The 23,090-nt window shown below is 48.0% G+C and carries 17 protein-coding genes and 2 riboswitches; of the genes, 7 read left to right on the top strand and 10 right to left on the bottom strand.

All coding sequences use genetic code 11. The features are described 5' to 3' along the window. Positions 1-13 precede the first annotated feature (13 nt). From nasC to ypfJ, 3 genes are all read right to left on the bottom strand, one after another. Positions 14-2,125 (bottom strand): assimilatory nitrate reductase catalytic subunit NasC, encoded by a 2,112-nt coding sequence (nasC, locus tag EJP77_RS00990; RefSeq protein WP_246021589.1) that lies wholly within the window; start codon positions 2,123-2,125, stop codon positions 14-16. Positions 2,126-2,167: 42 nt separating this feature from the next. Beyond that, complete coding sequence (gene nirB, locus EJP77_RS00985) at positions 2,168-4,531, bottom strand: nitrite reductase large subunit NirB (protein WP_127197328.1); 2,364 nt, start codon at positions 4,529-4,531, stop codon at positions 2,168-2,170. A 307-nt stretch (positions 4,532-4,838) separates the two neighbouring features. Continuing rightward, positions 4,839-5,684, bottom strand: coding sequence for a KPN_02809 family neutral zinc metallopeptidase (gene ypfJ / locus EJP77_RS00980; protein WP_127197327.1), 846 nt, complete (start codon positions 5,682-5,684; stop codon positions 4,839-4,841). 230 nt (positions 5,685-5,914) lie between these two features. Here ypfJ and EJP77_RS00975 point away from each other — a divergent pair, with 230 nt between their 5' ends. The 5 genes from EJP77_RS00975 to EJP77_RS00955 all read left to right on the top strand — a co-directional run bounded on the left by EJP77_RS00975 (position 5,915) and on the right by EJP77_RS00955 (position 10,688). Then, positions 5,915-6,835, top strand: a complete 921-nt coding sequence (locus EJP77_RS00975) for an iron-hydroxamate ABC transporter substrate-binding protein (protein ID WP_127197326.1) — start codon at positions 5,915-5,917, stop codon at positions 6,833-6,835. 6 nt (positions 6,836-6,841) lie between these two features. Continuing rightward, positions 6,842-7,852 (top strand): FecCD family ABC transporter permease, encoded by a 1,011-nt coding sequence (locus EJP77_RS00970; RefSeq protein ID WP_127197325.1) that lies wholly within the window; start codon positions 6,842-6,844, stop codon positions 7,850-7,852. After that, positions 7,849-8,859, top strand: a complete 1,011-nt coding sequence (locus tag EJP77_RS00965) for a FecCD family ABC transporter permease (RefSeq protein ID WP_127197324.1) — start codon at positions 7,849-7,851, stop codon at positions 8,857-8,859. The genes EJP77_RS00970 and EJP77_RS00965 overlap by 4 nt, the downstream gene beginning before the upstream one ends. 166 nt (positions 8,860-9,025) lie before the next feature. Further along, complete coding sequence (locus EJP77_RS00960; protein WP_127197323.1) at positions 9,026-9,880, top strand: GRP family sugar transporter; 855 nt, start codon at positions 9,026-9,028, stop codon at positions 9,878-9,880. 22 nt (positions 9,881-9,902) lie between these two features. Continuing rightward, positions 9,903-10,688 carry a glucose-1-dehydrogenase gene (locus EJP77_RS00955; RefSeq protein WP_127197322.1) on the top strand — a complete coding sequence of 262 codons (786 nt, stop codon included), beginning with the start codon at positions 9,903-9,905 and terminating at the stop codon, positions 10,686-10,688. 79 nt (positions 10,689-10,767) lie between these two features. On the opposite strand, the gene EJP77_RS00950 is transcribed toward EJP77_RS00955, so the two are convergent. Next, complete coding sequence (locus tag EJP77_RS00950; RefSeq protein WP_127197321.1) at positions 10,768-11,670, bottom strand: DMT family transporter; 903 nt, start codon at positions 11,668-11,670, stop codon at positions 10,768-10,770. Between the two features lie 226 nt (positions 11,671-11,896). After that, positions 11,897-12,028: riboswitch (cyclic di-AMP (ydaO/yuaA leader) on the top strand. A 6-nt stretch (positions 12,029-12,034) separates the two neighbouring features. Here EJP77_RS00950 and EJP77_RS00945 point away from each other — a divergent pair. Further along, positions 12,035-12,766: a CAP domain-containing protein gene (locus EJP77_RS00945; protein ID WP_127197320.1), complete on the top strand. Its 732-nt coding sequence runs from the start codon at positions 12,035-12,037 to the stop codon at positions 12,764-12,766. 101 nt (positions 12,767-12,867) lie between these two features. On the opposite strand, the gene EJP77_RS00940 is transcribed toward EJP77_RS00945, so the two are convergent. From EJP77_RS00940 to EJP77_RS00920, 5 genes are all read right to left on the bottom strand, one after another. Further along, complete coding sequence (locus tag EJP77_RS00940; protein ID WP_127197319.1) at positions 12,868-13,155, bottom strand: hypothetical protein; 288 nt, start codon at positions 13,153-13,155, stop codon at positions 12,868-12,870. 88 nt (positions 13,156-13,243) lie between these two features. Next, a riboswitch (cyclic di-GMP riboswitch) is annotated at positions 13,244-13,335 on the bottom strand. A 170-nt stretch (positions 13,336-13,505) separates the two neighbouring features. Beyond that, complete coding sequence (aspA, locus tag EJP77_RS00935) at positions 13,506-14,942, bottom strand: aspartate ammonia-lyase (protein ID WP_127197318.1); 1,437 nt, start codon at positions 14,940-14,942, stop codon at positions 13,506-13,508. 245 nt (positions 14,943-15,187) lie between these two features. Continuing rightward, a complete protein-coding gene (gene glpX / locus EJP77_RS00930) occupies positions 15,188-16,162 on the bottom strand; it encodes a class II fructose-bisphosphatase (protein ID WP_127197317.1) in 975 nt (324 codons plus the stop codon). Between the two features lie 27 nt (positions 16,163-16,189). Next, complete coding sequence (locus EJP77_RS00925; protein ID WP_127197316.1) at positions 16,190-16,993, bottom strand: pyruvate, water dikinase regulatory protein; 804 nt, start codon at positions 16,991-16,993, stop codon at positions 16,190-16,192. A gap of 13 nt (positions 16,994-17,006) precedes the next feature. Beyond that, positions 17,007-17,624: a helix-turn-helix transcriptional regulator gene (locus EJP77_RS00920; protein WP_127197315.1), complete on the bottom strand. Its 618-nt coding sequence runs from the start codon at positions 17,622-17,624 to the stop codon at positions 17,007-17,009. A gap of 309 nt (positions 17,625-17,933) precedes the next feature. Here EJP77_RS00920 and EJP77_RS00915 point away from each other — a divergent pair, with 309 nt between their 5' ends. Then, entirely contained in the window at positions 17,934-18,572 is a 639-nt protein-coding gene (locus EJP77_RS00915; RefSeq protein WP_127197314.1) for a GGDEF domain-containing protein, read from the top strand. Between the two features lie 41 nt (positions 18,573-18,613). Here the strand turns inward: EJP77_RS00915 and EJP77_RS00910 are convergent, their stop codons facing one another. Continuing rightward, positions 18,614-22,894 carry a glycosyl hydrolase 53 family protein gene (locus EJP77_RS00910; protein WP_127197313.1) on the bottom strand — a complete coding sequence of 1,427 codons (4,281 nt, stop codon included), beginning with the start codon at positions 22,892-22,894 and terminating at the stop codon, positions 18,614-18,616. Positions 22,895-23,090: the final 196 nt, after the last annotated feature.

Genomic DNA, 23,090 nt, shown 5'->3' with positions numbered 1-23,090 from the left:
TTTATCTCTTTATCTACACGTAAGCTTGAATTCGTACAGCACATACTTTGAAACCCGGCATTCGGCAAAAGGGATCCAGAGCCTGATTCGTCAGCCGGTTCACGTTCTGTGTATCTCCCCAGTGCATAGGGACGAACAAAGTGTCCTCCCTGATTTGATCGGTGACTCGGCACCGCACCACGGTAGTTCCGCGACGGGATTCCAATGTAACCCACTCCCCATCTTGCACCCTGTAGCGTCTAGCCGCGTTCGGGTGAATTTCAACGAAGGATTCCACATTCCGAGCCGCTAAAGCAGCGCTTCTTCGGGATTGTACCCCGGACAGATAATGAGCGAGTACCCGTCCGGTAGTCATATAGAGTGGATATTCCGCATCAATCTCCTCGGGTAGAACATGCTCTGGAACACAGACAAATTCAGCTCTGCCATCCGGATGGGCAAAGGCCTCTTCGAATAACCGGGCTTCACCCGGATGCTCCTCTTGTGGACAAGGCCAGTATACGCCTTCCTCCTCGCGCAGCCGATCATAACTAATCCCGTAATAATCAGCTGCTCCACCTTTACTGGCCACTCTAAGCTCGTTGAAAATTTCCTCAGCGGACTCGTAAGGGAAGAATTCCGGCTTGCCCATACTACGAGCAATCAGCGAGAGAATCTGCCAATCATGAAGCACTTCTCCCGGAAGCGGGCGATCAGCCTGACGAAGCAGAACACGCCCTTCCAGATTCGTCAGCGTTCCTTCGTTCTCAAGATAAGAGGACACAGGAATGACCAGATCAGCCATTCGCGCCGTTTCGGACAGGAACATGTCCGCTACAACCAGGAAATCAAGCTTACTTAGCCCCTCCTCAACAAAATCCGCGTTCGGGTTGGAGACAATCGGGTTGGAGCCCATAACGAACAAGGAGCGGATTTCTTGCTCATGAACCTTTTCCATCATTTCATAAGCCGATACCCCCTTCCCTGGGAGATGAGCCGGATCAAGTCCCCATACCCCAGCAATGTACTCACGGTCATGCTCATTCTCGATCAATCGGTAGCCGGGCAGTTGATCCGCCTTCTGTCCATGCTCCCTGCCACCTTGGCCGTTCCCTTGGCCTGTTATTGCACCGTAGCCGCAGTAAGCACGGCCGATTTTGCCGGTTGCTAGCACCAAATTCATGTAATTTCGGACTGCAAGATGTCCGTCAGTGTGCTGTTCAACCCCTCTTGCCGTAAATAACATCCCGGTCTCAGAGGTTCCATATTTCACAGCCGCTTTCCGTATATCCTGTACAGAGACCCCTGTCAAATTAGCAAGCTCCTCCAGACTGGAAGACTCCAAATGCATCTGCAACGCCTCAAAGCCCTTCGTTCTGCCTTCAATAAAGTTCCGGTCTGCCAGCCCCTCCTCCAGAATCACCTTCAGCATTCCGTTTGCAAGTGCCGCGTCCATCCCTGGCTTGACCTTCAAATGCAGATCAGCCAGGTTAGCCGTAGCCGTATTTCTAGGATCTATGACAATAAGATAAGCACCGTTCTTCTGAGCTTCTGTGAAATATGGCATCAGTGTAGGTTGGCACTCGGCAATATTCGTACCGGCCAAAATAATACACCGGGTATGCGGGATATCAGAGAGCGGATTTGTGAGTCCTCGATCAACCCCAAATGTCTTAATTCCGGCTGAGGCAGCGGATGACATACAGAATCTTCCGTTATAGTCGATATAACGTGTTCCTAGGGCTACCCGCGCGAACTTTCCGAGTAAATAGGCTGATTCATTGGTTAATGACCCTCCACCGTATACACCGAGTGCATCCTTGCCATACTTGGCTTGAATGGATGTGAATTGCTCGCGAATGAGCTCGAACGCCTCATTCCAGGACACCCTTACGAAGCTTCCGTTATGCTTCTTAAGTGGATACAGAAGCCGGTCACGATGTACCGCATGCTGGTGGGCATTCATTCCTTTGATGCATAACCGCCCCTGAGAAGCTTGATTGGGAGTGGGTTCTACAGAATAAGTGGTGCGTCCTCCCGCCGTCTTCTCTTCAGTGACCTGCATTTTGCACTGAACACTGCAGAAGGGGCACTGCGTATTCATGATAAATCGTTCGGTAGATAAAGCTCGCTCGGCAACACTCATAATCAACACCTCCCTTTAATGGACTGAAGTCAACTGAGATTTCTAATTGTTAAGAACCAAGGTATGAAGGCCAGAATGTTCATTGCAATGCTGCTTACTCCAACGCCCTGCTAGTTCATCTCTGAGCTGCACATCGAACAGTTCTTCACGCAGCTTAACGATACCGCCCATACGCTGGGCCCATTTCCAGCTTGGCTCCATGAACCACGCCGACTCCCTGTACCACTGTAAAAAAGCGGTCCCGAGCTTCAGTGCTTCGTCATCCCCAGCTTCTACAGATAGGAGCTGCCCCTCCACTAGAGGATGTTGGCCGCTTCCTCCCACATAAACCTCCCATCCGGCCGGCACTGCGGCAAATCCCAAATCCTTAGTAAGAGTTCCGGCTAAATGCCGGGGACTGCCAGAGACTGCGATGGAGAGAGGGCTCGGCATTTGTGTGGTCCCAAAGCTCATCTCAAGTTTGGCTGCCAAATTGACCGCTTCATGGTAGGCATCCACACCGCTGCCTGGTTCTGTACAGGTCGTAATTGACGGTAGCGGATAACCGTAGAGGTATTCCACCACATCTAATCCAAGATGCTGGATAAGAGAATCGATATCGGAATCTAAGATCCCTGACAGCTCTATCCCTCCATTCGTTAGGCGAGTATGCGGAATCTCGTATTTTCTCATCGCATCGGTTATTAACTTCAGCTCCTTCTCACTCAAGCTTCCGCCTGGAATTCGCGGAATCACAGTATATGTTCCATCCTCCCTCCTCAAAGCTCCCGACTTCTTGCGAGAATCCTCTGTGCTGAACAGAGAAGGATCCTGTGAGCCCAGATAATATTTAAGAGCAGGCAGACATGTCTCGCAGCCCATAGGCTGATTCCACCCCAGAGAGGTCATGAGCTGATATACATCCTTGTAAGAAGTAGAATGAACAGCTTCCTTAACCCTTTCATGAGAGTAAGTCGTACAACTGCATATAGCTTCTACGGTCTGAATACCTGACCCCTTATTCGAAAGTGTATAATTCAGGAGTGCAGTGACTAACGGTTTACAACCTCCGCAAGTGCCGGATGCTCTAGTGCATTCCCGGACTTGGTCAACCGTCTCCAGCCCTTCCTCACGTATTGCTGTCATGATTCTTGACTTGCTAACTCCGTTACAGGAGCAGACGGTCTCATGATCTGACATTTCGGCGATCAATGAATCTCCTGTGGATGATGCTGCTCCTTGTTGATCCGCCTTGTACAATTCGGTAACATCCGATTGACGACGAATATGCTCAAGCAGAATCGTCCCCTCCTGGACATCCCCAAACAGCACTGCTCCGGCTATGGTGCCGGAAGAGGAGATAACGACCTTTCTATAGGTCCCCTTCAGGCCGTCATAGGAAATGATGGATTGCTCGGCTGAATTTTCATGAATTTGTCCTGCCGAGAATACTTGAATGCCCGCAACCTTCAACTGAGAGAATAAAGTCGAGCCTTGGTATGGAGCTGTCTGTAATCCACACACTTTGCGGGCAAGTATAGCTGCCTGCTCATAGAGCGGAGCAACAAGTCCATAGGAAATACCGCGATGCTCGGCACATTCACCTACTGCGTAGATATTTGGAGTAGGAGTCTCCATATAATCGTTCACTACGATCCCGCGGTTAACTCGGATGCTGCTTCTAAGAGCAAGTTCAACGTTTGGACGGATACCAACCGCCATAATAACTAGATCCGCCGAAATGTGAGTTCCGTCCGTGAAATCCAGCCCTCCAGCACGCTTACGCCCCGAAATTCGTCTGGTGTTCTTATCCAGCAGGAAATTCATTCCCTGAGCCTCAAGCTTCTCCTGAAGCATTCGCGCTGCAGTCCTGTCCAGCTGGCGGTTCATCAAATAGGAGGAGTTATGCACGACATCAACCTCCATCCCCTGACTCAATAATCCGCGGGCTGCTTCAAGGCCTAACAATCCACCCCCAATGACAGCCGCTTTCCGGTAGGTCCGGGCAGCTTCAATAATTTGGAGGCAATCCGAAACATTGCGGAAGGCCATTACACCCGGTTTGTCGGCCCCTGGCAGTGGAAGTATAAAAGGCAGGGATCCCGTAGCAAGAATTAGAACATCATACCCCCGCATACGTCCTGAATTTGACAATACCGTCTGCTTCTCCCGGTCAATATGCATGACCTTCTCACCCGTGTACAACTGGATTCCGTGTTTGGCATACCACTCTCTGTCATTAAGAACAATATCCTCAATTCCTGAATCTCCCTGAAGCACTTTAGATAGTAGGATGCGGTTGTAGTTGGGATGGGGCTCGCTTCCGAAAATCGTGATTTCAAATGCATCCGGTGCAAGCTGCAAGATTTCTTCGATGCACCTTACACCAGCCATTCCGTTACCAACCATAACGAGTCTTCTTCTCATTCATGCTCACTCCAATGCAAGAGAAACCTAAGAATTAACCAACCTTGTTTAACATGTAATAAATACTTACCCAAAAGGTAACTTATCGTTATTTAACTTCTAACTTTTAACAAATATAGCTTCAAATTAATTATTTGGTCAATGTTTATGTTAGTTTATGTGACATAAATCATTTCAATCATACATATTTTATGATTTTATCAACTTAAAGTTTAACAATTCATGTTACCTATATGGCAACGTTTAACCACACTAAAAAAGCCCTTCCGGCAGAACTGCCGAAAGAGCTTAGGTACTTCATATAGATCTATAAATTCTGGGAAGCGAAGGTATCTCCACCTTCTATAGTGCCGTTCTGGAAGCCTTTATTGAACCAGCTTTTGCGCTGTGCGGAAGTTCCGTGGGTGAAGCTCTCAGGGACCACATACCCCCTAGCCTGCTTTTGCAAGGTATCATCACCCACTGCGCTGGCTGCGGTAAGAGCTTCATCAAGATCCCCTTCTTCCAGAACGCCCATTCCCTGAGCGTGGTTGGCCCATACCCCGGCGAGATAATCTGCCTGGAGTTCAAACCGAACAAGATATTTATTGAATTCAGTTTCGCTCAGCTTTTGGCGGAGCGGCATAACTTTGTCACTCGTCCCGAGCAAGGTCTGTACATGGTGCCCAACCTCATGCGCGATAACATAAGCCATGGCGAAGTCACCAGGAGCTTTGAACTTCTGCTTTAGCTCGTCATAGAAGCTAAGATCAATATAGAGCTTGCGGTCACCAGGACAGTAGAATGGACCCACAGACGAGCCTGCTGTTCCACAAGCTGATTCCACACTGCCTGAATACAGCACCAGAGTTGGATTCTGATAGGTAAGTCCCTTCTCTTTGAACACTTCTGTCCATACATCCTCTGTGTCTGCTAGGACAACAGAGACGAAATCCTTTAGCTCCTGCTCTTGCTGAGTTGGGGTATAGTTAGAAGCGGTATCCGTTCCAGTCCCCGTTATATTATTCAGCAGGTCACCGCCATTCCCGCCCCCTAGCAACGTGACGAGCAGCATGATAATAATCCCACCGATACCTCCCCCGACAAGGGTTTTACCTCCCATCCCCCGCCGATCCTCGACGTTGGTGCTTTCCCTTCTACCCTTCCACTGCATACGGTAACCTCCTCTATAGCATCCTTAATCCATTCGAATAGTTATAAGTGTTTATACCCCGAAACAGGAGCGGTTCACACTCCATTTACTGGAACATGCTTTATTTTTATAAAAACAAACCAAAATACATATTGACAACTTTCCGTTATAGTTTTAAAGTTACCTATGTGTTGATACTGATAATCATTATCAATAAATCAATTCAAAACATAATTAAAGGAGCTTGAAATATGAAAAAAATATTCATCCCGTTCATCCTGCTTTCTCTCATTCTGGTTAGTGCATGCAGCAGCACCGCTACTGAAGCACCCAAGAAAGAAGCTGACTCCCAGGCCAAACCAACTACCCTTACATACCAGTCTGAGAACGGACCTGTCCAAGTTCCAGCCAATCCGCAGCGTGTCATCGTGCTTGCTTCCTTCTCAGGGAATGTTATGGCACTGGGTGTGAATCTTGTTGGGGTCGATTCTTGGTCCAAAATGAATCCCCGCTTCGACAAGCTAAAAGACGTTCAAGAGGTCTCGGATGAAAGTCTGGAGAAGATCATTGAGCTCAAGCCCGATCTCATAATCGGCCTCTCTTCAACTAAGAATATTGATAAGCTGAAGCAGATTGCACCTACAGTGACTTATACCTACGGAAAGGTAGATTATTTAACCCAGCATTTGGAGATCGGGAAGCTCCTCAATAAGGAGAAAGAAGCACAGACATGGATCGATGATTTCAAGAAACGGGCCCAAAAGGCCGGTGAAGAGATCAAGGCCAAGATCGGTGCAGACACCACAGTATCTGTTATTGAGAATTTCGATAAGCAGCTCTATGTATACGGCAACAATTGGGGACGCGGCACCGAGATTCTTTTCCAGGAAATGAAGTTACCCATGCCCCAAAAAGTCAAAGACATGGCTTTGAAGGCCGGATACTACGCGCTATCTACCGAAGTTTTGCCTGAATTTGCAGGTGATTATGTCATTCTGAGCAAAAATCCGGATACGGACAACTCTTTCCAGCAAACGGATATATACAAGAACTTGCCAGCCGTGAAGAACAATCATGTCTTTGAGGCGAATGCGAAGGAATTCTATTTCAACGACCCGTTGACCCTGGACTATCAGCTTCAGTTCTTTATTCAGAAATTCCTTGGGAAATAGACTCCAATGATTACACCTGGCAAGCATTCTATCCCTTTTGCTTATAAAATGGTTGGCGGCATCGTCTTCTTCGTGCTGATGTTCATCTTGGCCATGATTCTGGGTGCAGCGGACGCGACTATTCATGATATCTGGCTGGCTCTTACCTCCAGCCGCACCAGCAATGCCATCTCCATAATCCGGGATATCCGGCTCCCCCGGGAGGTTGCAGGTATATTTGTAGGCTCAGCCCTAGCCGTCTCCGGAGCTATTATGCAGGGAATGACACGTAATCCATTAGCAGATCCCAGTCTGCTCGGATTAACCTCCGGTGCGAACGCTGCTCTGGCATTTACGATTGCCTTTATTCCTGCTGCCGGATACTTTGGAATTATGACCGCTTGCTTCGTTGGAGCAGGCTTGGGAGCCCTCATGATCTTCGGGATATCGTCACTTCGATCGGGAGGCTTCTCCCCGCTTCGAATTGTACTGGCCGGTTCTGCGGTCTCCGCCTTTCTGTACGCGGTCGCCGAAGGTGTTTCGCTTTATTTTAAAATTTCCAAGGATGTATCCATGTGGACGGCAGGCGGATTGATCGGTACGACCTGGGAGCAGATCCAGGTTATTGTTCCCTTTATCGTTGTTGGGACTCTGATCTCCATTGCTTTGTCCAAGCAGTTGACGGTTCTCAGTCTGAACGAAGAAGTGGCGACCTCGCTTGGGCAGAGAACCCGACTTCTCAAGAGCGTATTACTCATTGTCATTGTTATGCTGGCGGGTGCATCGGTGGCTCTTGTCGGGAACCTGGCTTTTATCGGATTAATGATTCCCCATGTGGCTCGTGCAATCGCTGGAACTGATTATCGATATATTATTCCCATGTCGGCCGTGCTGGGAGCTTCATTTATGTTACTCGCGGATACTCTGGGGCGTATCCTGAATCCACCCTACGAGACGCCTGTAGCCGCAATTGTCGCTATGCTCGGTCTACCTTTCTTCCTTGTTATTGTTCGTAAGGGAGGTAAAGTATTCAAATGAATCATCTTGCGTTCCTTGTGAGAAAACAGCGTCTCATCTTAATTGGTCTCTTGATATTAACCGTATTGACCCTTGTGATTGGCATGGGGATAGGATATGCCTCCCTTTCTTTCGACAGGCTGATTCCTACCCTTATGGGGCAGGGCACATTTGCAGAGAATTTTGTATTATTCTCGGTTCGTCTCCCCCGCATGCTAATCACTCTGTTATCAGGTATGGCCCTGGCTGTATCGGGGGCCATTCTGCAGGGAATTACCCGCAACGACCTGGCTGATCCGGGAATCATCGGAATAAATTCCGGCGCAGGTGCAGCCATTGCCTTGTTCTTTTTATATTTCCCACTGGATGCAGGGAACTTTGTATATGTACTGCCTCTGGTTGCTTTTGTCGGAGCTTTGGTAACAGCCGGCTTGATTTATCTATTCTCGTACACTCGTTCTAGGGGTCTAGAGCCCGTTAGGCTCGTACTGATCGGCGTAGGTTTCTCTATGGCTCTCTCAGGCATCATGATTGTCATTATCTCCTCTGCTGAAAGAGAAAAGGTTGATTTCATCGCCAAATGGCTGGCCGGAAACGTCTGGGGCACGGATTGGCCGTTTATCTGGGCTCTGCTTCCGTGGTTGTGTATTCTTATTCCTTTCACTTTATTCAAAGCGAACCGGCTTAATCTGCTTAGTCTAAATGAACCCGTGGCGGTTGGTGTCGGCTTGTCTGTAGAAAAGGAGCGGATTGTTCTGCTTCTGACTGCGGTAGGTTTGGCTGCTTCCGCTGTCTCCGTGACCGGCGGGATAGCTTTCATCGGGCTCATGGCCCCCCATATCGCCAAAGCCTTGGTTGGACCGAGACATCAATTGTATCTACCGGTTGCCACGCTGATCGGTGGTTGGTTACTGGTCTTCGCCGATACGATTGGACGCAACCTCGTTGATCCGGACGGGATTCCAGCCGGGATTATGGTATCCTTAATCGGAGCCCCCTACTTTATTTATCTTTTATTGAAAAAATGATCTATACCACTCCCTTGTCTAGAAGACAGGGGAGTTTTTTGGCTTAACAGAAATTTATCTGAAGCTTGACTATTCTTCCTTGATTCAAACGAACGCGAATAAGTTCATGTTATATGAACCACATTATTCTGTATGAATGCAGTGAAGGAAGAAGGAATCTACAACCATGTATCTATTATTGGCGCTTCTTCCAGCTGTTTGCTGGGGCAGCATTATTTTCTTCAATACCAAGCTAGGCGGGGATGCCTACAGCCAGGTACTCGGAACGGCCATAGGTGCTTTGATCTTCTCGATCCTGTTATATGTGTTCCATAGCACGCCATTGTCTCCCCTAATCTGGATTGTGGGGATCGTCTCGGGCCTGTTCTGGTCGGTTGGACAGAGCAATCAGCTGAGGGCAGTTCAGTACATGGGCGTCTCCCGTACTGTACCTTTATCCACGGGTATGCAGCTCATCGCGACAACCCTTGTTGGGGTCATCCTATTCCATGAATGGACGAATCTGGTCACAATTCTCCTAGGATCCGCTGCAATCCTCTGTATTATAGTGGGTGCGGTCTTCACGGTAATTAATGATAAGAATTCTGCCAAACAGGATAAGAAGTCCAGCATGAGCCGCGGAATCGTCATTCTGCTCTTGTCTACACTTGGTTACCTTATCTATGTCAGTCTTCTTCGCTATTTCAATATTAACGGCTGGGCCGCAGTTCTTCCTCAGGGAATAGGGATAACGGTCGGGACTTTATTGTTAACATTCAAGCATGATCCGTTTAATAAGTATATGACGCGGAATATCCTCACGGGTGTATGGTGGGGGATTGGAAACTTGGGGCTGCTCTTATCTCTCCCCCATATCGGTCAAGCTACCAGCTTCTCTCTTTCGCAGACCGGAATCATTATTTCTACCCTCGGCGGGATCTTTTTTCTCGGTGAGAAGAAATCGAGGCGGCAGATGGTCTTTGTTATTATCGGCTGCTGCCTCATCATTGCTGGAGGCGTTATGATGGGATTCACCAAATGATATCTACTTAGGAGATGCTTACATGTACAAAGATCTTGAAGGAAAGACGGTAATCATTACAGGTGCTTCAAGCGGAATTGGCAAGGCCATGGCCCTGCGTTTCGGGCAGGAGAAAGCTAATGTTATTGTTAATTACCTTTCACCAAGCGAAGAGCTGGATCAATTGATCGAGGACATCAAGCAAAGTGGTGGTAAGGCTGAAGCCGTACAAGGTGATGTTACCAAAGAAGAAGATGTTAAGAAGCTTATTAGTTCTGCCGATGAGGCGTTTGGAAGTGTTGACGTCTTCATCAATAACGCTGGCGTGGAGAATGAGGTTCATTCCGAAGAATTGTCGCTCGAGGACTGGAACAAGGTGATTAGTGTGAACTTAACCGGTGCTTTTCTAGGCAGCCGTGAAGCCATTCATTATATGCTGGAAAAGAAAATCAAAGGCTCCGTGATCAACATGTCCAGTGTACATGAGAAGATTCCTTGGCCTCATTTCGTGCACTATGCAGCCAGTAAGGGCGGGATCAAGATGTTAACCGAGACCCTTGCTCTTGAATTTGCACCCCATGGCATTCGGGTGAACAGTATTGGCCCAGGAGCTATTAATACTCCTATCAATGCCAAGAAATTTGCGGATCCCAAGATCAAGGAGGATGTTGTCTCCATGATTCCCATCGGTTATATTGGGGAGCCCCACGAGATCGCTGCTGTTGCCGCCTGGCTTGCATCTTCCGAAGCGAGCTACGTAACCGGGATAACGCTCTTCGCGGATGGAGGAATGACCAAGTATCCAAGCTTCCAGGGAGGACGCGGGTAAGCGACCCAGTCATAAATAAGAGGATGCCTTTAGTCTATCCATGGACTAAGTGGCATCCTCTTTGTAGTTCACAATCACTCTACTTGGCCTTCGCCCTGTTCCTTATGGGCTGTCCTGCAGCGCGGCTGGCAATGAACACACCGCCAAGGATGAGAATCAGGCCTGCGACCAGGCTCCATCCAATGGGCTCATGCAGCAAAGTGTATCCCCAGATCATGGCTGTCGCGGGAACCAGATAGGTGACCGAGGTCGCGAACTCCGGACTCCCTTTGAGCACCATATAGTTGAACAGAATATAAGCCACCCCTGAACCCATGACTCCCAGCCCCAGGAGCCCGAAAAGATTCGCCGGCACTGCGAGCTTAGTCAAGTTAACACCTTCTGTCGTGGCGGCAAGAATGCCGCTGCCAATCATCGCTCCAAGCAGCGTCCCGAACGTTAATTGATACATGTTGAGACCGCCTAGCTTTCTTTTGGATAATTGGGAACCTACGGCATAACACAGTGTAGCAGCAATCATTGAGCCGAATCCAAGCAGGTCCACCTGCAGAAATGATCCTGGACGAATCCCTAGCAGGACAATCAATCCAACAAGCGCAACCCCCATCCCAAGCCACTGAATACGCCGGAATTTCGAGCCGAAGAACACAAGCCCCACAATCATCGTCCAAATAGGCGTTGTTGCATTCAGCACGGAGGCCATGCTGCTGGCCAGCCTGGTCTCACTGAATCCAATGAGCGTCCAAGGTAATGCCATATTAATCATGGCTACGATTATTACAGGTGCCCACCTGATCTGCCGCACGGCGAACGGAATGCGCATAATCAGCATATATGCGGTTATGAACAAGAATCCAAAGGTTGATCGCAGAAATGCAATTCCCCAAGGGCCAAAATCATGAAGCAAATTTTTGATGAAAAAGAACGAACCTCCCCATATCAAACTAAGGAGGACCAGCGATACATAAAGGGATCGTGCCAAATGATTACCTTCTTTCTGTATGTACAGAGCTCCCATAGGGATGTCCCTATATGTTAACCGATTTTTGACAAGATTCACAGCAAAAAGCAGCCGGCATTCGCTGCCAGCTGCTTGGGTTGTTACAGTGCATGGAAAGTTTTGACCAATGAACTCACGGCACAGGCATGCTACAATTTGAAACGACCTTGAATCTAGGATGTAAATTGCAAATCCATATAAAGATTCAAGCAAATAAAGGCCGAAGCTTACTACAAGCACGGGGGACCCATACACTGGGGTGAAGCCATAAATTTGGCAGGGTGATTACTCTTTGACCCTAATCCGTCAGCTAACCTCGCAGGCTGTTAAAAGGAGAAATGTGCAAATGAGATTTAGAAAAACACTAATTACCAGCGCACTGGCGCTTAGCATGGTTGTAGGTACTGGAGCAGCATCCGCATCCGCGAATACCACCACAGACAGTTACAAAGTGTGGACCTACAGCACGAACCAAAACTTTACCAACCAGAACTTCTCTTGGGAGAATTTCCTGCAGCAGTTCGGCTATTTGAATCGTCAAGGATCTGCACAAGCCCGGCAGGGAACTGGCAATCAGACGCAAACGAACACGAAGACAAACACTCAGACTACTCAGACTAATACAACACAGGACAACACCAAGTCTGCACAGACTAACACAAACACAACCCAGAACAACACAAATACAGACCAGGTAAGCAATTCAAAGGCTGCTTATGCTGATCAGGTTGTAGCTCTTGTTAATCAGGAACGTGCCAAAGCTGGTGTCAAGCCGCTTGCCGCCGACAAAGCCTTGGCTGCTATGACGCTGGATAAAGCTAAAGATATGTATTCCAAAGGATACTTTGATCACAATTCACCTACCTACGGTTCCCCATTTGATATGATGAGTGCATACGGAATTCACTACACTTATGCGGGAGAGAATATTGCCAAGGGACAGCAGAATCCTGCCGAAGTCATGAAAGCATGGATGAACAGCCCCGGACACAAACAAAACATTTTAAGTCCCAACTATACCAAAATCGGTGTCGCCTATTATAATGGCGAGTGGGTTCAGGAATTTATTGCGAACTAATTAACCATTAATGGAGCTTCCCAACAAAGAGAAAGAGACTACTCAGGCAATATGTTCACGCCGGAATAGTCTCTTATCTTTGTATCTAAGTCCCTTTGAGTTTATCTATAATTAAATCTCAGACGCTCGGAATTGTTCGTATGATAAGATTGGTCCTTCAAGGCACGGATAACCTTTAAGGAGATCACAGAGGATTGGGCCGGATTTAGCGGCCTGAACATCATCTCAATGAAATCTTTGATTTCCATGTTATGCCCCTCTTTCCGAAAACAATCCAGGTAGTCAGAGATCGCGGGCAGCTTCCCCATTTCACTAAATACCTCCAGCTCTTTCCTTCCCTTACCTAATCGGTCCTGAATTTCAACTGTAACATAATACCGGTCTTTCACACATTCTACCTCCTTTCTTTAGAAAGCAAACAGCAAATAAAAAAGGACATTGCCTTAATGGACAATTATCCTTATGGGATGGTGTCTGAAAGGCAACTGGCTGGCATAATACCTTACTCAAGTATCTTAGCCCCTTTAGCTTTGCGTCACTGATTTTCATCAGCTTTGCCCGTATTTCTATAATTCAACCTATGATTCGATTAAATTTTACATCATTCGACATATAATGACAATATCCATTTCTAACTCATACGGTTTAAAGAAATTGAGTAACAAATTAAACAGCGGCACCCCTAAGACGCGTGAATGAAGTCCTAGGTGTGCCGCTGTTCTATTTTGGCTTACTCAAGTTAACTCTTCTTCTCATCCCTATAGAATACCTCAGCTCCCGCGATGCCAGGATGCGTCATCTCATAAGGATCCAGAATCAGGTTCAGCTCTTCTTCGGTTAGAACATTATACTTCAGGCAAAGCGCCCTTACCGACTCTCCGGTAAGAATGGCCTCCCTGGCTATTCGGGATACAACCTCATAGCCCAGATGTGGGTTCACAGCGGTTATAATACCCACGCTTCTCTCCACATCCTCCTTCATCTTGTCCTTATTCGCTTCAATCCCTGACAAGCAATAATCTGTAAAGACCCTGAACGAATTGTTCATCATGCTGATGGACTGTATCAGATTAAAGACCAACACGGGCTCCATTACGTTCAGCTCAAGCTGTCCTGCTGATGAAGCCAGGCATATCGTGTGATCGTTGCCGATGACCTGGAACGCAACCTGATTGATGACCTCCGCCATAACCGGGTTTACTTTGCCTGGCATAATCGAAGAGCCTGGTTGTCTTGCTGGCAAAGAGATTTCGTTAAATCCAACGCGTGGGCCCGAAGCCATGAGCCTGAGATCATTAGCGATCTTGGACATATTCATCATGCATACCTTCAGAGCTGCGGATACTTCGGTATATGCGTCTGTATTCTGAGTAGCGTCCACCAGGTGAACCGCTGTCTCAAGCGGAAATCCGCTGATCTCCGCCAGATATTTAACGACGAGCTCAATATATTTAGGGTCCGCATTGAGTCCGGTACCCACTGCTGTTGCACCCATGTTGACTTCATACAGATGCTGTCTGGAACTCTCAATACGAATAATATCTCTCTCCAGCACCCGATAATAAGCCTCAAATTCTTGTCCCAGACGGATCGGCACTGCATCCTGAAGGTGGGTTCTACCCATCTTGATCACATGGTCAAATTCATTCGCCTTGGCAACGAACACCTCGTGCATATAACGCATCGTGATTAGAAGCTGTTCCATCAATGATAACACGGCAATATGTATAGCTGTTGGAAATGCATCATTGGTTGACTGAGCCATATTTACATGGGAGTTCGGGCTCAGGAAAGCATAATCACCCTTGTCCCTGCCAATCAGCTCGAGCGCACGGTTCGCGATCACCTCATTCGTATTCATGTTGAGGGATGTCCCGGCTCCCCCTTGAATCGGGTCAACGATGAATTGGTCATGCCATTTACCTTCTATAATCTCCTCGGCTGCCTTTACAATGACTTCACCATGTCCTGTATAAAGCCTGCCAATCTTCATATTCGCCAAGGCTGCCGCTTTCTTCACAATGGCCATGGATTTAATTAACTCTTTATGTACCGTATAGCCAGTGATTGGGAAATTCTCTACTGCTCGCAGCGTCTGAATCCCATAGTAGGCATGGACCTCAACTTCTTTGGCGCCCAGGAAATCCTTCTCAATACGAAATAACGATTCACTCACACTGCATTCCTCCGAAATTCAAGGTTTGAAATTATTGTTCGGTACTAGGATGTCTATACGCATTCTTATAACATACTCCAGGTAAGAAAGAAACTGTTCCATAGCCTGCCAATCATGTCATCAGCTTCAGATGCACGCACCTATCCTTCATTTCTGCCTGCAGCACATAATAATAGAACAACCGTCCAAAAATGGGCGGTTGTTCATCGTAACTATTTAATTGTTCTGCCGAGGCGGAACATATTTCATATTACCGCTGCTCTCACTATATCCATCTGTTCAGGGAAATAATGAAGAGTCTTCAGATAACTGATGGTTCTGGATGAGGAGTGCATCACAACGGAATGCGTCTCGGCCCGCTCCCCTGCTAGGTAGCGCACCCCGCTCAGAAAATCGCCCGAAGTAACCCCTGTAGCAACAAACAAAACGCTCCCTGAGCCTACCATATCCTCCATCTGCAGAAGCTGTTCCGGCTGGAGAAGTCCCATCCGCTTGCAGCGCTCTATATCCTCCGGACCATCCGGTAGTAACCTGCCCTGCATTTCTCCGCCAAGACATTTCAATGCGGCTGCTGCGAGCACACCCTCGGGCGCTCCCCCAGAACCTACATACATATCCACTTCATTATCCATGGCTGCTTCAATGGCGCCCATGACATCTCCATGGCTTAGCAGTTTGATCCGGACGCCTGCCCGTCTGAGCGAAGAGATCATCTCGCTATGTCGTTCCCGGTCTAATATGGATACCGTCATATCTGACAAAGGCTTACCCAAAATTCTCGATGCTTTGACGAGCGTAATCTCAATAGGTTCATCCAGGGAGAGCTGACCTGCCAGCAATGGACCTACGGCCAGCTTTTGCATGTAAATATCCGGGGCATGCAGAAGCTTACCCTGCGGTGCGGCAGCTATAACGGAGATGGCATTGCTTAGTCCATTCGCTACCGTCTCCGTTCCTTCAAGCGGATCGACAGCGATGTCCACTCTTGGACCACGGCCGCTCCCTACTTTCTCGCCAATATACAGCATCGGAGCTTCGTCCATTTCACCTTCTCCAATGACTACAGTACCGTCAATAGCTATAGAATCAAACTTGCTGCGGATAGCTGTAGTTGCTGCTTCGTCGGCGCTATGTTTATCTCCCCTGCCAGTCCACCGTCCGGATTCCAATGCTGCTGCTTCCGTGATTCGTACCAATTCCAAAGCTAAATGACGTTCCATATTATTTCCCTCCGCTCCATAAAGGATTTATAAGTACTTCATAATCAATCCGGCCGTCTCTTCGATCGCCTTGTCAGTTACGTCAATAACCGGACATTGCAGCGAACTGAATAGGGACTGCGCATACTTGAGTTCCTCCTCAATTCTCTCCAGTGTGGCATATTGGGCTCCGTTCGGCAGCCCCATTGCCTTAAGTCTTTCCGTACGTATCTTCATCAGATGCTCCGGATCAATGGTTAAGCCAAATATTTTGCCAGGGCTGATCTCTCGCAGCTGAACCGGAGGTATTAATTCCGGAACTACAGGATAATTCACAACCTTCTTGCCTTTATGGGCCAGAAAAATCGATAGCGGAGTTTTGGAGATACGCGAGACTCCAAGCAGCACCACATCGGCCTTAAGAATGGCGCTAACATCCTTGCCATCATCATTATTAACGGCGAACTCCACCGCTTCTACCCGCCGGAAGTAATCTTCATCCAATCTGTGCAGCAGACCGGGAGTCCGCTTGGGTGAATCATTAAAGGTATCGATAAATGCCTGCATCATGGGACCCATAATGTCCACCGCACGGACATTGAGGCGTACCGCTTCTTCCTTAATCGCTTCCCTGAGCTCCGGTTGCACTAAGGTGTATACAACAAATCCACCCCGGCGCGAGACTTCTTCCATTAACAGGCTGAGCTCGTCTTCATGACGAACGTTCATAAATCGTTTGATTTCTGTGCTCGGAAGTTCGAACTGCCGAAGGGCAGCCTGAACGACGGCTTCGGCTGTCTCACCTATGGAATCCGAACAGATTGCTATGAAATGAGCTGGAGCCTGATTCATCCCATTCCTCCCATTATTCCTCTGCTACTGTATCCAGCAGCATTTTAATGATATTTGTTTTGGTTATGCGCCCAACCACATTCCATTCATCCGGCTTACCGGAGGCTGCTGGAACGACCACAGGAAGACTATCGATCTGATGTGTAATAATTTTGCGCGCTGCTTCGAGAACCGAATCCTCAGGTGAAATTGTAACGACATTTGCACGGCGGGTCATAATCAGGCTTACCGGCATAGAAGAGGCTGTCGCATTGCCGATTGTAACCTTCAGCAGATCTTTACGGGAGACAATTCCGGCCAATCTTCCCTCTTCATCGGTAACGATCAGATTCCCCACATTTTCAAGAAATAGGGAGACGACCGCATCATGAATCGTTGTGGTCTCGCGGACAACAACCGGCACACCATGCAGATCCCCCACCTTCATCTCCAACAGCCGGACCTTATTCCCGCTCTCGGCTGTCCCTCTCTTCCCGAGAAAGTAGCCTACCTTCGGCTTCGCATCAATGTGATCAAGCATTACGAGGATCGATAGATCCGATCTGATGGTAGGACGAGTTAAATTTAGCATTTCAGCTATTTGCTCCCCGGTAATCGGGGCATGCTTTTTGACAATATTAATGATCTCCAATTGACGGGATGTCAGTTCGATAATAGATCCCTCCGCTTCCGGATATATTCGCTTCTAGTATAACATTCCTCTGGAACCAATCTGAGGCCGAAGCGAATTCTCAGTTCCTCCTTCCGTTAGAGATTGTTTCCTGTGGATATAATACGTCATATATAAGTTAAAATCAATATATAATACACAATATTTACTTATAATAGTCATTTATCGTCTTTCTTAGTTTTATTTATTTATCTGATCCGCAGAATACAGTACAATAACTTTTAGATAGCAGCTACGAGATTCTACATCCATCAAGGGAGTTATATCAGCATGAAATATTATGGCAGAATCTATACCGTGCTAATTGTAATAGGATTTCAACTCGTTGACTTTTTGAATCGCTCTTATAATCATCTGGGGTTCAATTACGTGGACGTTCTCTCCTATGCACTTACTCTCACAGCCGGATATTTAATAGGACGCAAATATGACCAAGCCGTCTTCTATTCCCAAAGGGATGAACTTACCACTCTGTACAATCGGCGTTTCTTGAGTAATTTCTTCAGCAGGCTATCGCCTTCGGGGCATACCAAGTATTTCGTCCTGATCATTGACTGTGATAACTTTAAGACGATCAATGATTCCCACGGACATCATATGGGAGATCTGGTTCTGCAGAAAGCTGGAACCATCCTTCGAGCATCCACCCGCAAGCAGGACATTGTAGCGAGATGGGGTGGAGATGAATTTGTCATTATTGGACAGTACGATGACAAGGAAGCCATGGGAAATTTCATGCAGCGTCTGGATGAGCAATTTCGAACGATGTCCTCTGACCTCGGATTCCCTGCAACGATCTCTCTTGGTTATTCCCTTTACCCTGATCATAGTGAAGAACTCCATGAACTGCTTCGCCTGGCAGACCGAAATATGTACGTATCGAAAGAAGGCAAAAAGAAACCATTCTAACCAGTCAGAATGGTTTCTTCTTGTTTGGTATTCATGAAATGTTATTTGCTCATTTCTTCCATTACTCGGTTCAAGAGCACCGCAGCTTCTGCACGGGTTGCGGTCCCATGGGGTTCAAAGGTTCCATTACCCATGCCTTTGATAATCTGAGTCCGCTGTCCGTATGTCACTGCCTCAGTCGCATAATCCGAAATGAGCGCCACATCTTTAAATGTCCCGGTTACGGGATGGCTAACAAGCTTATCCTTCGTTAGCTGAAGAGCCTGAACCAGTAAGACTGCCATATCCTGTCTTGTGATTGCCTCGTTGGCACCGAAGCTGCCATCTTTTTTCCCCTTAACGATCCCAAGCAGCTGAGCCTCGCTAACAACCTGGTAGTACCATGCACTTGCCTTCACATCCGTGAAGCCGCCTGCCTTCCCCTCGGCTTTCAGGTCCATGGCCTTCATCAACATTTGTAAGAATTCAGCTCTGGTCACTGCCTTACCTGGCTCAAATTGTCCATGTCCATTCCCCATCAGAATCCCTTTGGCTGCCATCGATTCGACTGAACCCTGTGCCCAAGGCAGCACAGCCAGATCCGAGAATTGCTTAGGGGCACGGATTGCCGTATACATGCTGAAATGCTCGGGGCGGAAGATCACCCGGCCACTTTCCTTGTCATAATGCGCTGCCTTAACAGGTTCAAGAACTCCTGTCTCATTCACATGATAGACTACGACCTGCTCCGGCGTCTCTCCAGAACCCAGTGTGTAGGGTAGAGAGACCTGCACATTCCTATTGTTCCAAGTCAGCTTTCGTCCATTAAGCATCAAGTTGAAGTCATATACAGATTGATTGCCGATGGAGGATGCTGACTGTAGTGGAAGTGAGGACGAGCTTACCTTTGCAATGGAGATTTCAAGCAAGCTGTTATCGTCCAGCTTAAGACCGCTGAGAATATCTCCATTAAGCGATACCGCAGCACCACTTATGTTAACAAGCAGAGACTCCTTCTGCGTGTTCGTCTGTTCTGAAAGCCATTTTGCAGGTACATGAACCGTTTGTAACTTCCCTGCTTGAGCTGACTGCACGATGATGGAGACCTGTCCATCCGGTTGATGGGCCGCAGCTTCACGGAGCTGCTCCATACTTACATGGATATCTCCCGTTGTATTCCCCGGCTGAATCTTGATATCGGATCCAATAACCGAGATTATCGGCTGGTTCGCCGAGGATTCAGACTGCGAAGAAGTTGAAACCGGCACTCCAGACGAATCTCCGGATGGTGTACCCGGTGAAACTGTGCTAGCTAGGACAAGACCATTAACCGCTTCATTTAGACTAGTGACTGCGTGGTCCACTTCGCTCTGCTGAGCCTGCGGATCGGCGGCAGTCTCTTTGGCCGGCAATAAAGCTTGCTGAAGAAGATTCCAGCTTGCTGATGTATATTTCGTAGAAGTGAATCCGTTTGCCTTTTCAATAAGCTCCAGGAGCTGAGATTTGTCAGCGATCGCCAGACCATAGGCTTTAAACTCACTGATGCCCACCCAAGCCGGCCCACTAACAATAGTCACTTTCACATATCTGGCTTTGGTGTTATCCGGCAGCACATGCTTCGGAGTTGTCGTGGTAATGACATCGCTTGTTGTATCGATAACTTTGGTGTAGTTGTCATCATCATCGGATATCTCTATGGTGTACTTCAATCCACCGCTCCAGAGCAGCATTTCTACTTTGCTGAGCAGCTTGGATTCACCGAAATCAATCTTCCACCAGCTCGGGCCACCTTGATTGGTACCCCAGGAGGTTGTGGTGTTGTCGTCAATAGCTCCTTCAGGTGAGTTGGCTTTCCCGCCTCCAGAGCCTGCGTTACTCGAAGAAGTAACCGCTGCACCGGCAGTCAGCGACTGAAGAGGAACCAGACTGTTGACTGCGCTTTGAAGAGCTGTGAGTGCAGCTTCAACCTCAGTTTGAACCGCATTCGCCTTTGTATTTACCGCCTCAGCTGCAGAGATTGCGGTCAGCAGCTTGTTCCAGCTTGACTTGGAATAGCTCGTTGCATCCAAGGTCTTCGCTTCGGCAATACGGGCAACAAGTGTGGTCTTGTCGACATTCGACAGACCGTCGATGGCTGTCCGAAGACTGGCTGCCGCAGTATTAACTTCCGTCTGTGTTACCTTGTTGTTCACATATACATTTTCCGCCTTGGATAATGCCGTCTGTAAATCCGCCCAGGTAACTGCGCTCCAATCGGCCTGTTTCAATGCTTTAGCTTCGTCAATAACCGTCTTCAGGATCGACTTGTCAGGCGTATTAATCTGAAGACTGCTCATGACGGCAGACAGCGACTCTGCCGCTGAGTCCGCATCAGCCTGAGTTAATCCGAGCTGATTATACTTGCTTGAAGCATTCGCTAGAGCCGGCTGCAATATCTCCCAGCTTCCATCAGCAAAGTCAGCTTGAACGAGTGATGAGGCTTTAGCTATAGCCGCAGCTAACTCAGCGCGATTCGTAGGCATAACAGGAAGCCCAATCTTGTACACATCTAGTGAGTTCAGGGCATATCCTGCATAGGACTGGCCGCCATTAGCCGGGAATTCCTTGTAATCGAACATAGCCTGATTCTCCCAGGCATCTCCTTCAGAATCAATCCATCCTACATTAGCTGTAATCCATGCCGGCTCCCAGTAGAAGAATCCGGCTCCTTTCTGATCCGGAACATGAACCAATGCCTCCATTACGGCTTTCATTGCGTCATACTGTCCCTGTACCGTAGCCGGGAAAGTCGCACCCCCGATCAGCTTGGAAGGAGAATTGATGACATTCTCATGTGCATCCCCTTCTTTGAAGGTGAAAGGATAAGAGGTTTCAGCAATGACTACCTCCTTGCCGAACTCTTCTGCCATTCCATTCATCGTCTTCTGCACATCGGCAAAGGTACCATGCCAGAATGGATAGTAAGACAGACCGATAATATCGTAAGGCACATTTCTTTTGTTCAGCTCACCGAAATACCATTTGAACGTGTCATACTTCCCGCCTTCAGCCAGATGAATCATGATCTTCACCTGATCTCCACCGGCAACATCACGCACACCTTGAACTCCGCTACTCAGAAGCGCAGCATTCTTGTCGAAATCCGGTGTGGAATTTAATCCATTCAGGACACCGCTGTTAATCTCGTTCCCGATCTGAACCATGTCCGGCATCGCGTTCACCTGCTTCAGATCTTGTACGACCTGCTGAGTATAATCATGAACTGCCTTTTCGAGGTCACTTTGAGACAGGTCCTTCCATGCGGAAGGTGGAATCTGCTGTCCCGGGTGGGCCCACTCGTCAGAATAGTGAAAATCGACCAAGAGCTTCAACCCCTTCGATTTCACTCTCTTAGCCAGCCTGATCACATCAGACTCATTATTATAACCGCCCGATTTCTTGGGGTCATTCCACAGACGAAGTCTTACATAGTTAACGCCGCGATCCTTAAGAATATCAAGCAGATCTCTCTGGACCCCATTACTGTCAAAATATCGTCCTCCATGATCTTCAATTGCGGTTAGGGTGGAGATATCTACTCCCCGGATGAAATCTTCCCGATATCCGCTTACCGTGATGGATGCTTCAGGTTGAACCGTGGAGCCCTCCACGGCTCCTTTAATTGTGAAAGTTCCAGTCACCGAATAGGAACTAGGGGGTACTGCTTCCCAGACTACGTTCACCTTCCCGGAGGAACCATCCTGGTAATAAGCCAAAATCTCATTCGGCAGTGAGGGTGCTGCGCCCGTACTTGTGCTGGTGGTCACTGTGTCATACCCAGTGATTGCAGCCGGATCCTTGACCTCTTGCTTCTGCCAAATTCGCAGCTCCTTAATTCCCGGCCACGCCCCTGTATCCCCATACTTGTTAATCGTAAGTCGAACATACCTGACGTTAGGGGTATCGAACTTAAGTGCCGCGAGCTGCTGCGTACTCGCATTCCCGGTCTGATCAGCAACCATACTCCAATTCTGATTATCGGCAGATGCTTCAATTTTGAACTGGACCAAAGTTTCGTCTTTCCATAAGACATCCGCTCCAGACAATGAATATGTACCGCCCAGGTCAAGCACTACCCAGTTACCCGGGTCTGCGTTGGAAGCATTCCAGTGTGTCCCTGTATCCCCGTCTACTATATGTTCCTTGGCACTGCCCCACTCCGTATATTCACTGCTGGTGGTGACCGTTGTGTTCAGCGCCAAATTTACTGCCGCAGCCTCAGCTGAGGATGCTGAGATTCCAAAGTAAGGCAGTAGTAATGTGATTACAATGAGCCTGCTTACCCATGATTTACCTCTCTTCATCGCTGATATCTCCTCCTTTACTAGATGAATAAGTGATTCCACTATAATTGTAAGCGTTACCTAAACGAGACTTACAGGATACAAAACAAACATTCCTGCAGTTAATCCAACCTTCTTCGAAGTTGAGACCGCCAAATGAGCAGGATCAGCACAAATAGCCTCCAAAATGCAGTTACTGCACTTTGGAGGCTGGGTG

The organism is Paenibacillus zeisoli (assembly GCF_003994465.1).
GTDB classification, from domain to species: domain Bacteria; phylum Bacillota; class Bacilli; order Paenibacillales; family Paenibacillaceae; genus Fontibacillus; species Fontibacillus zeisoli.
Note: the sequence above shows the minus strand (reverse complement) of the source record. Positions and strands in the feature narration are given on the sequence as shown.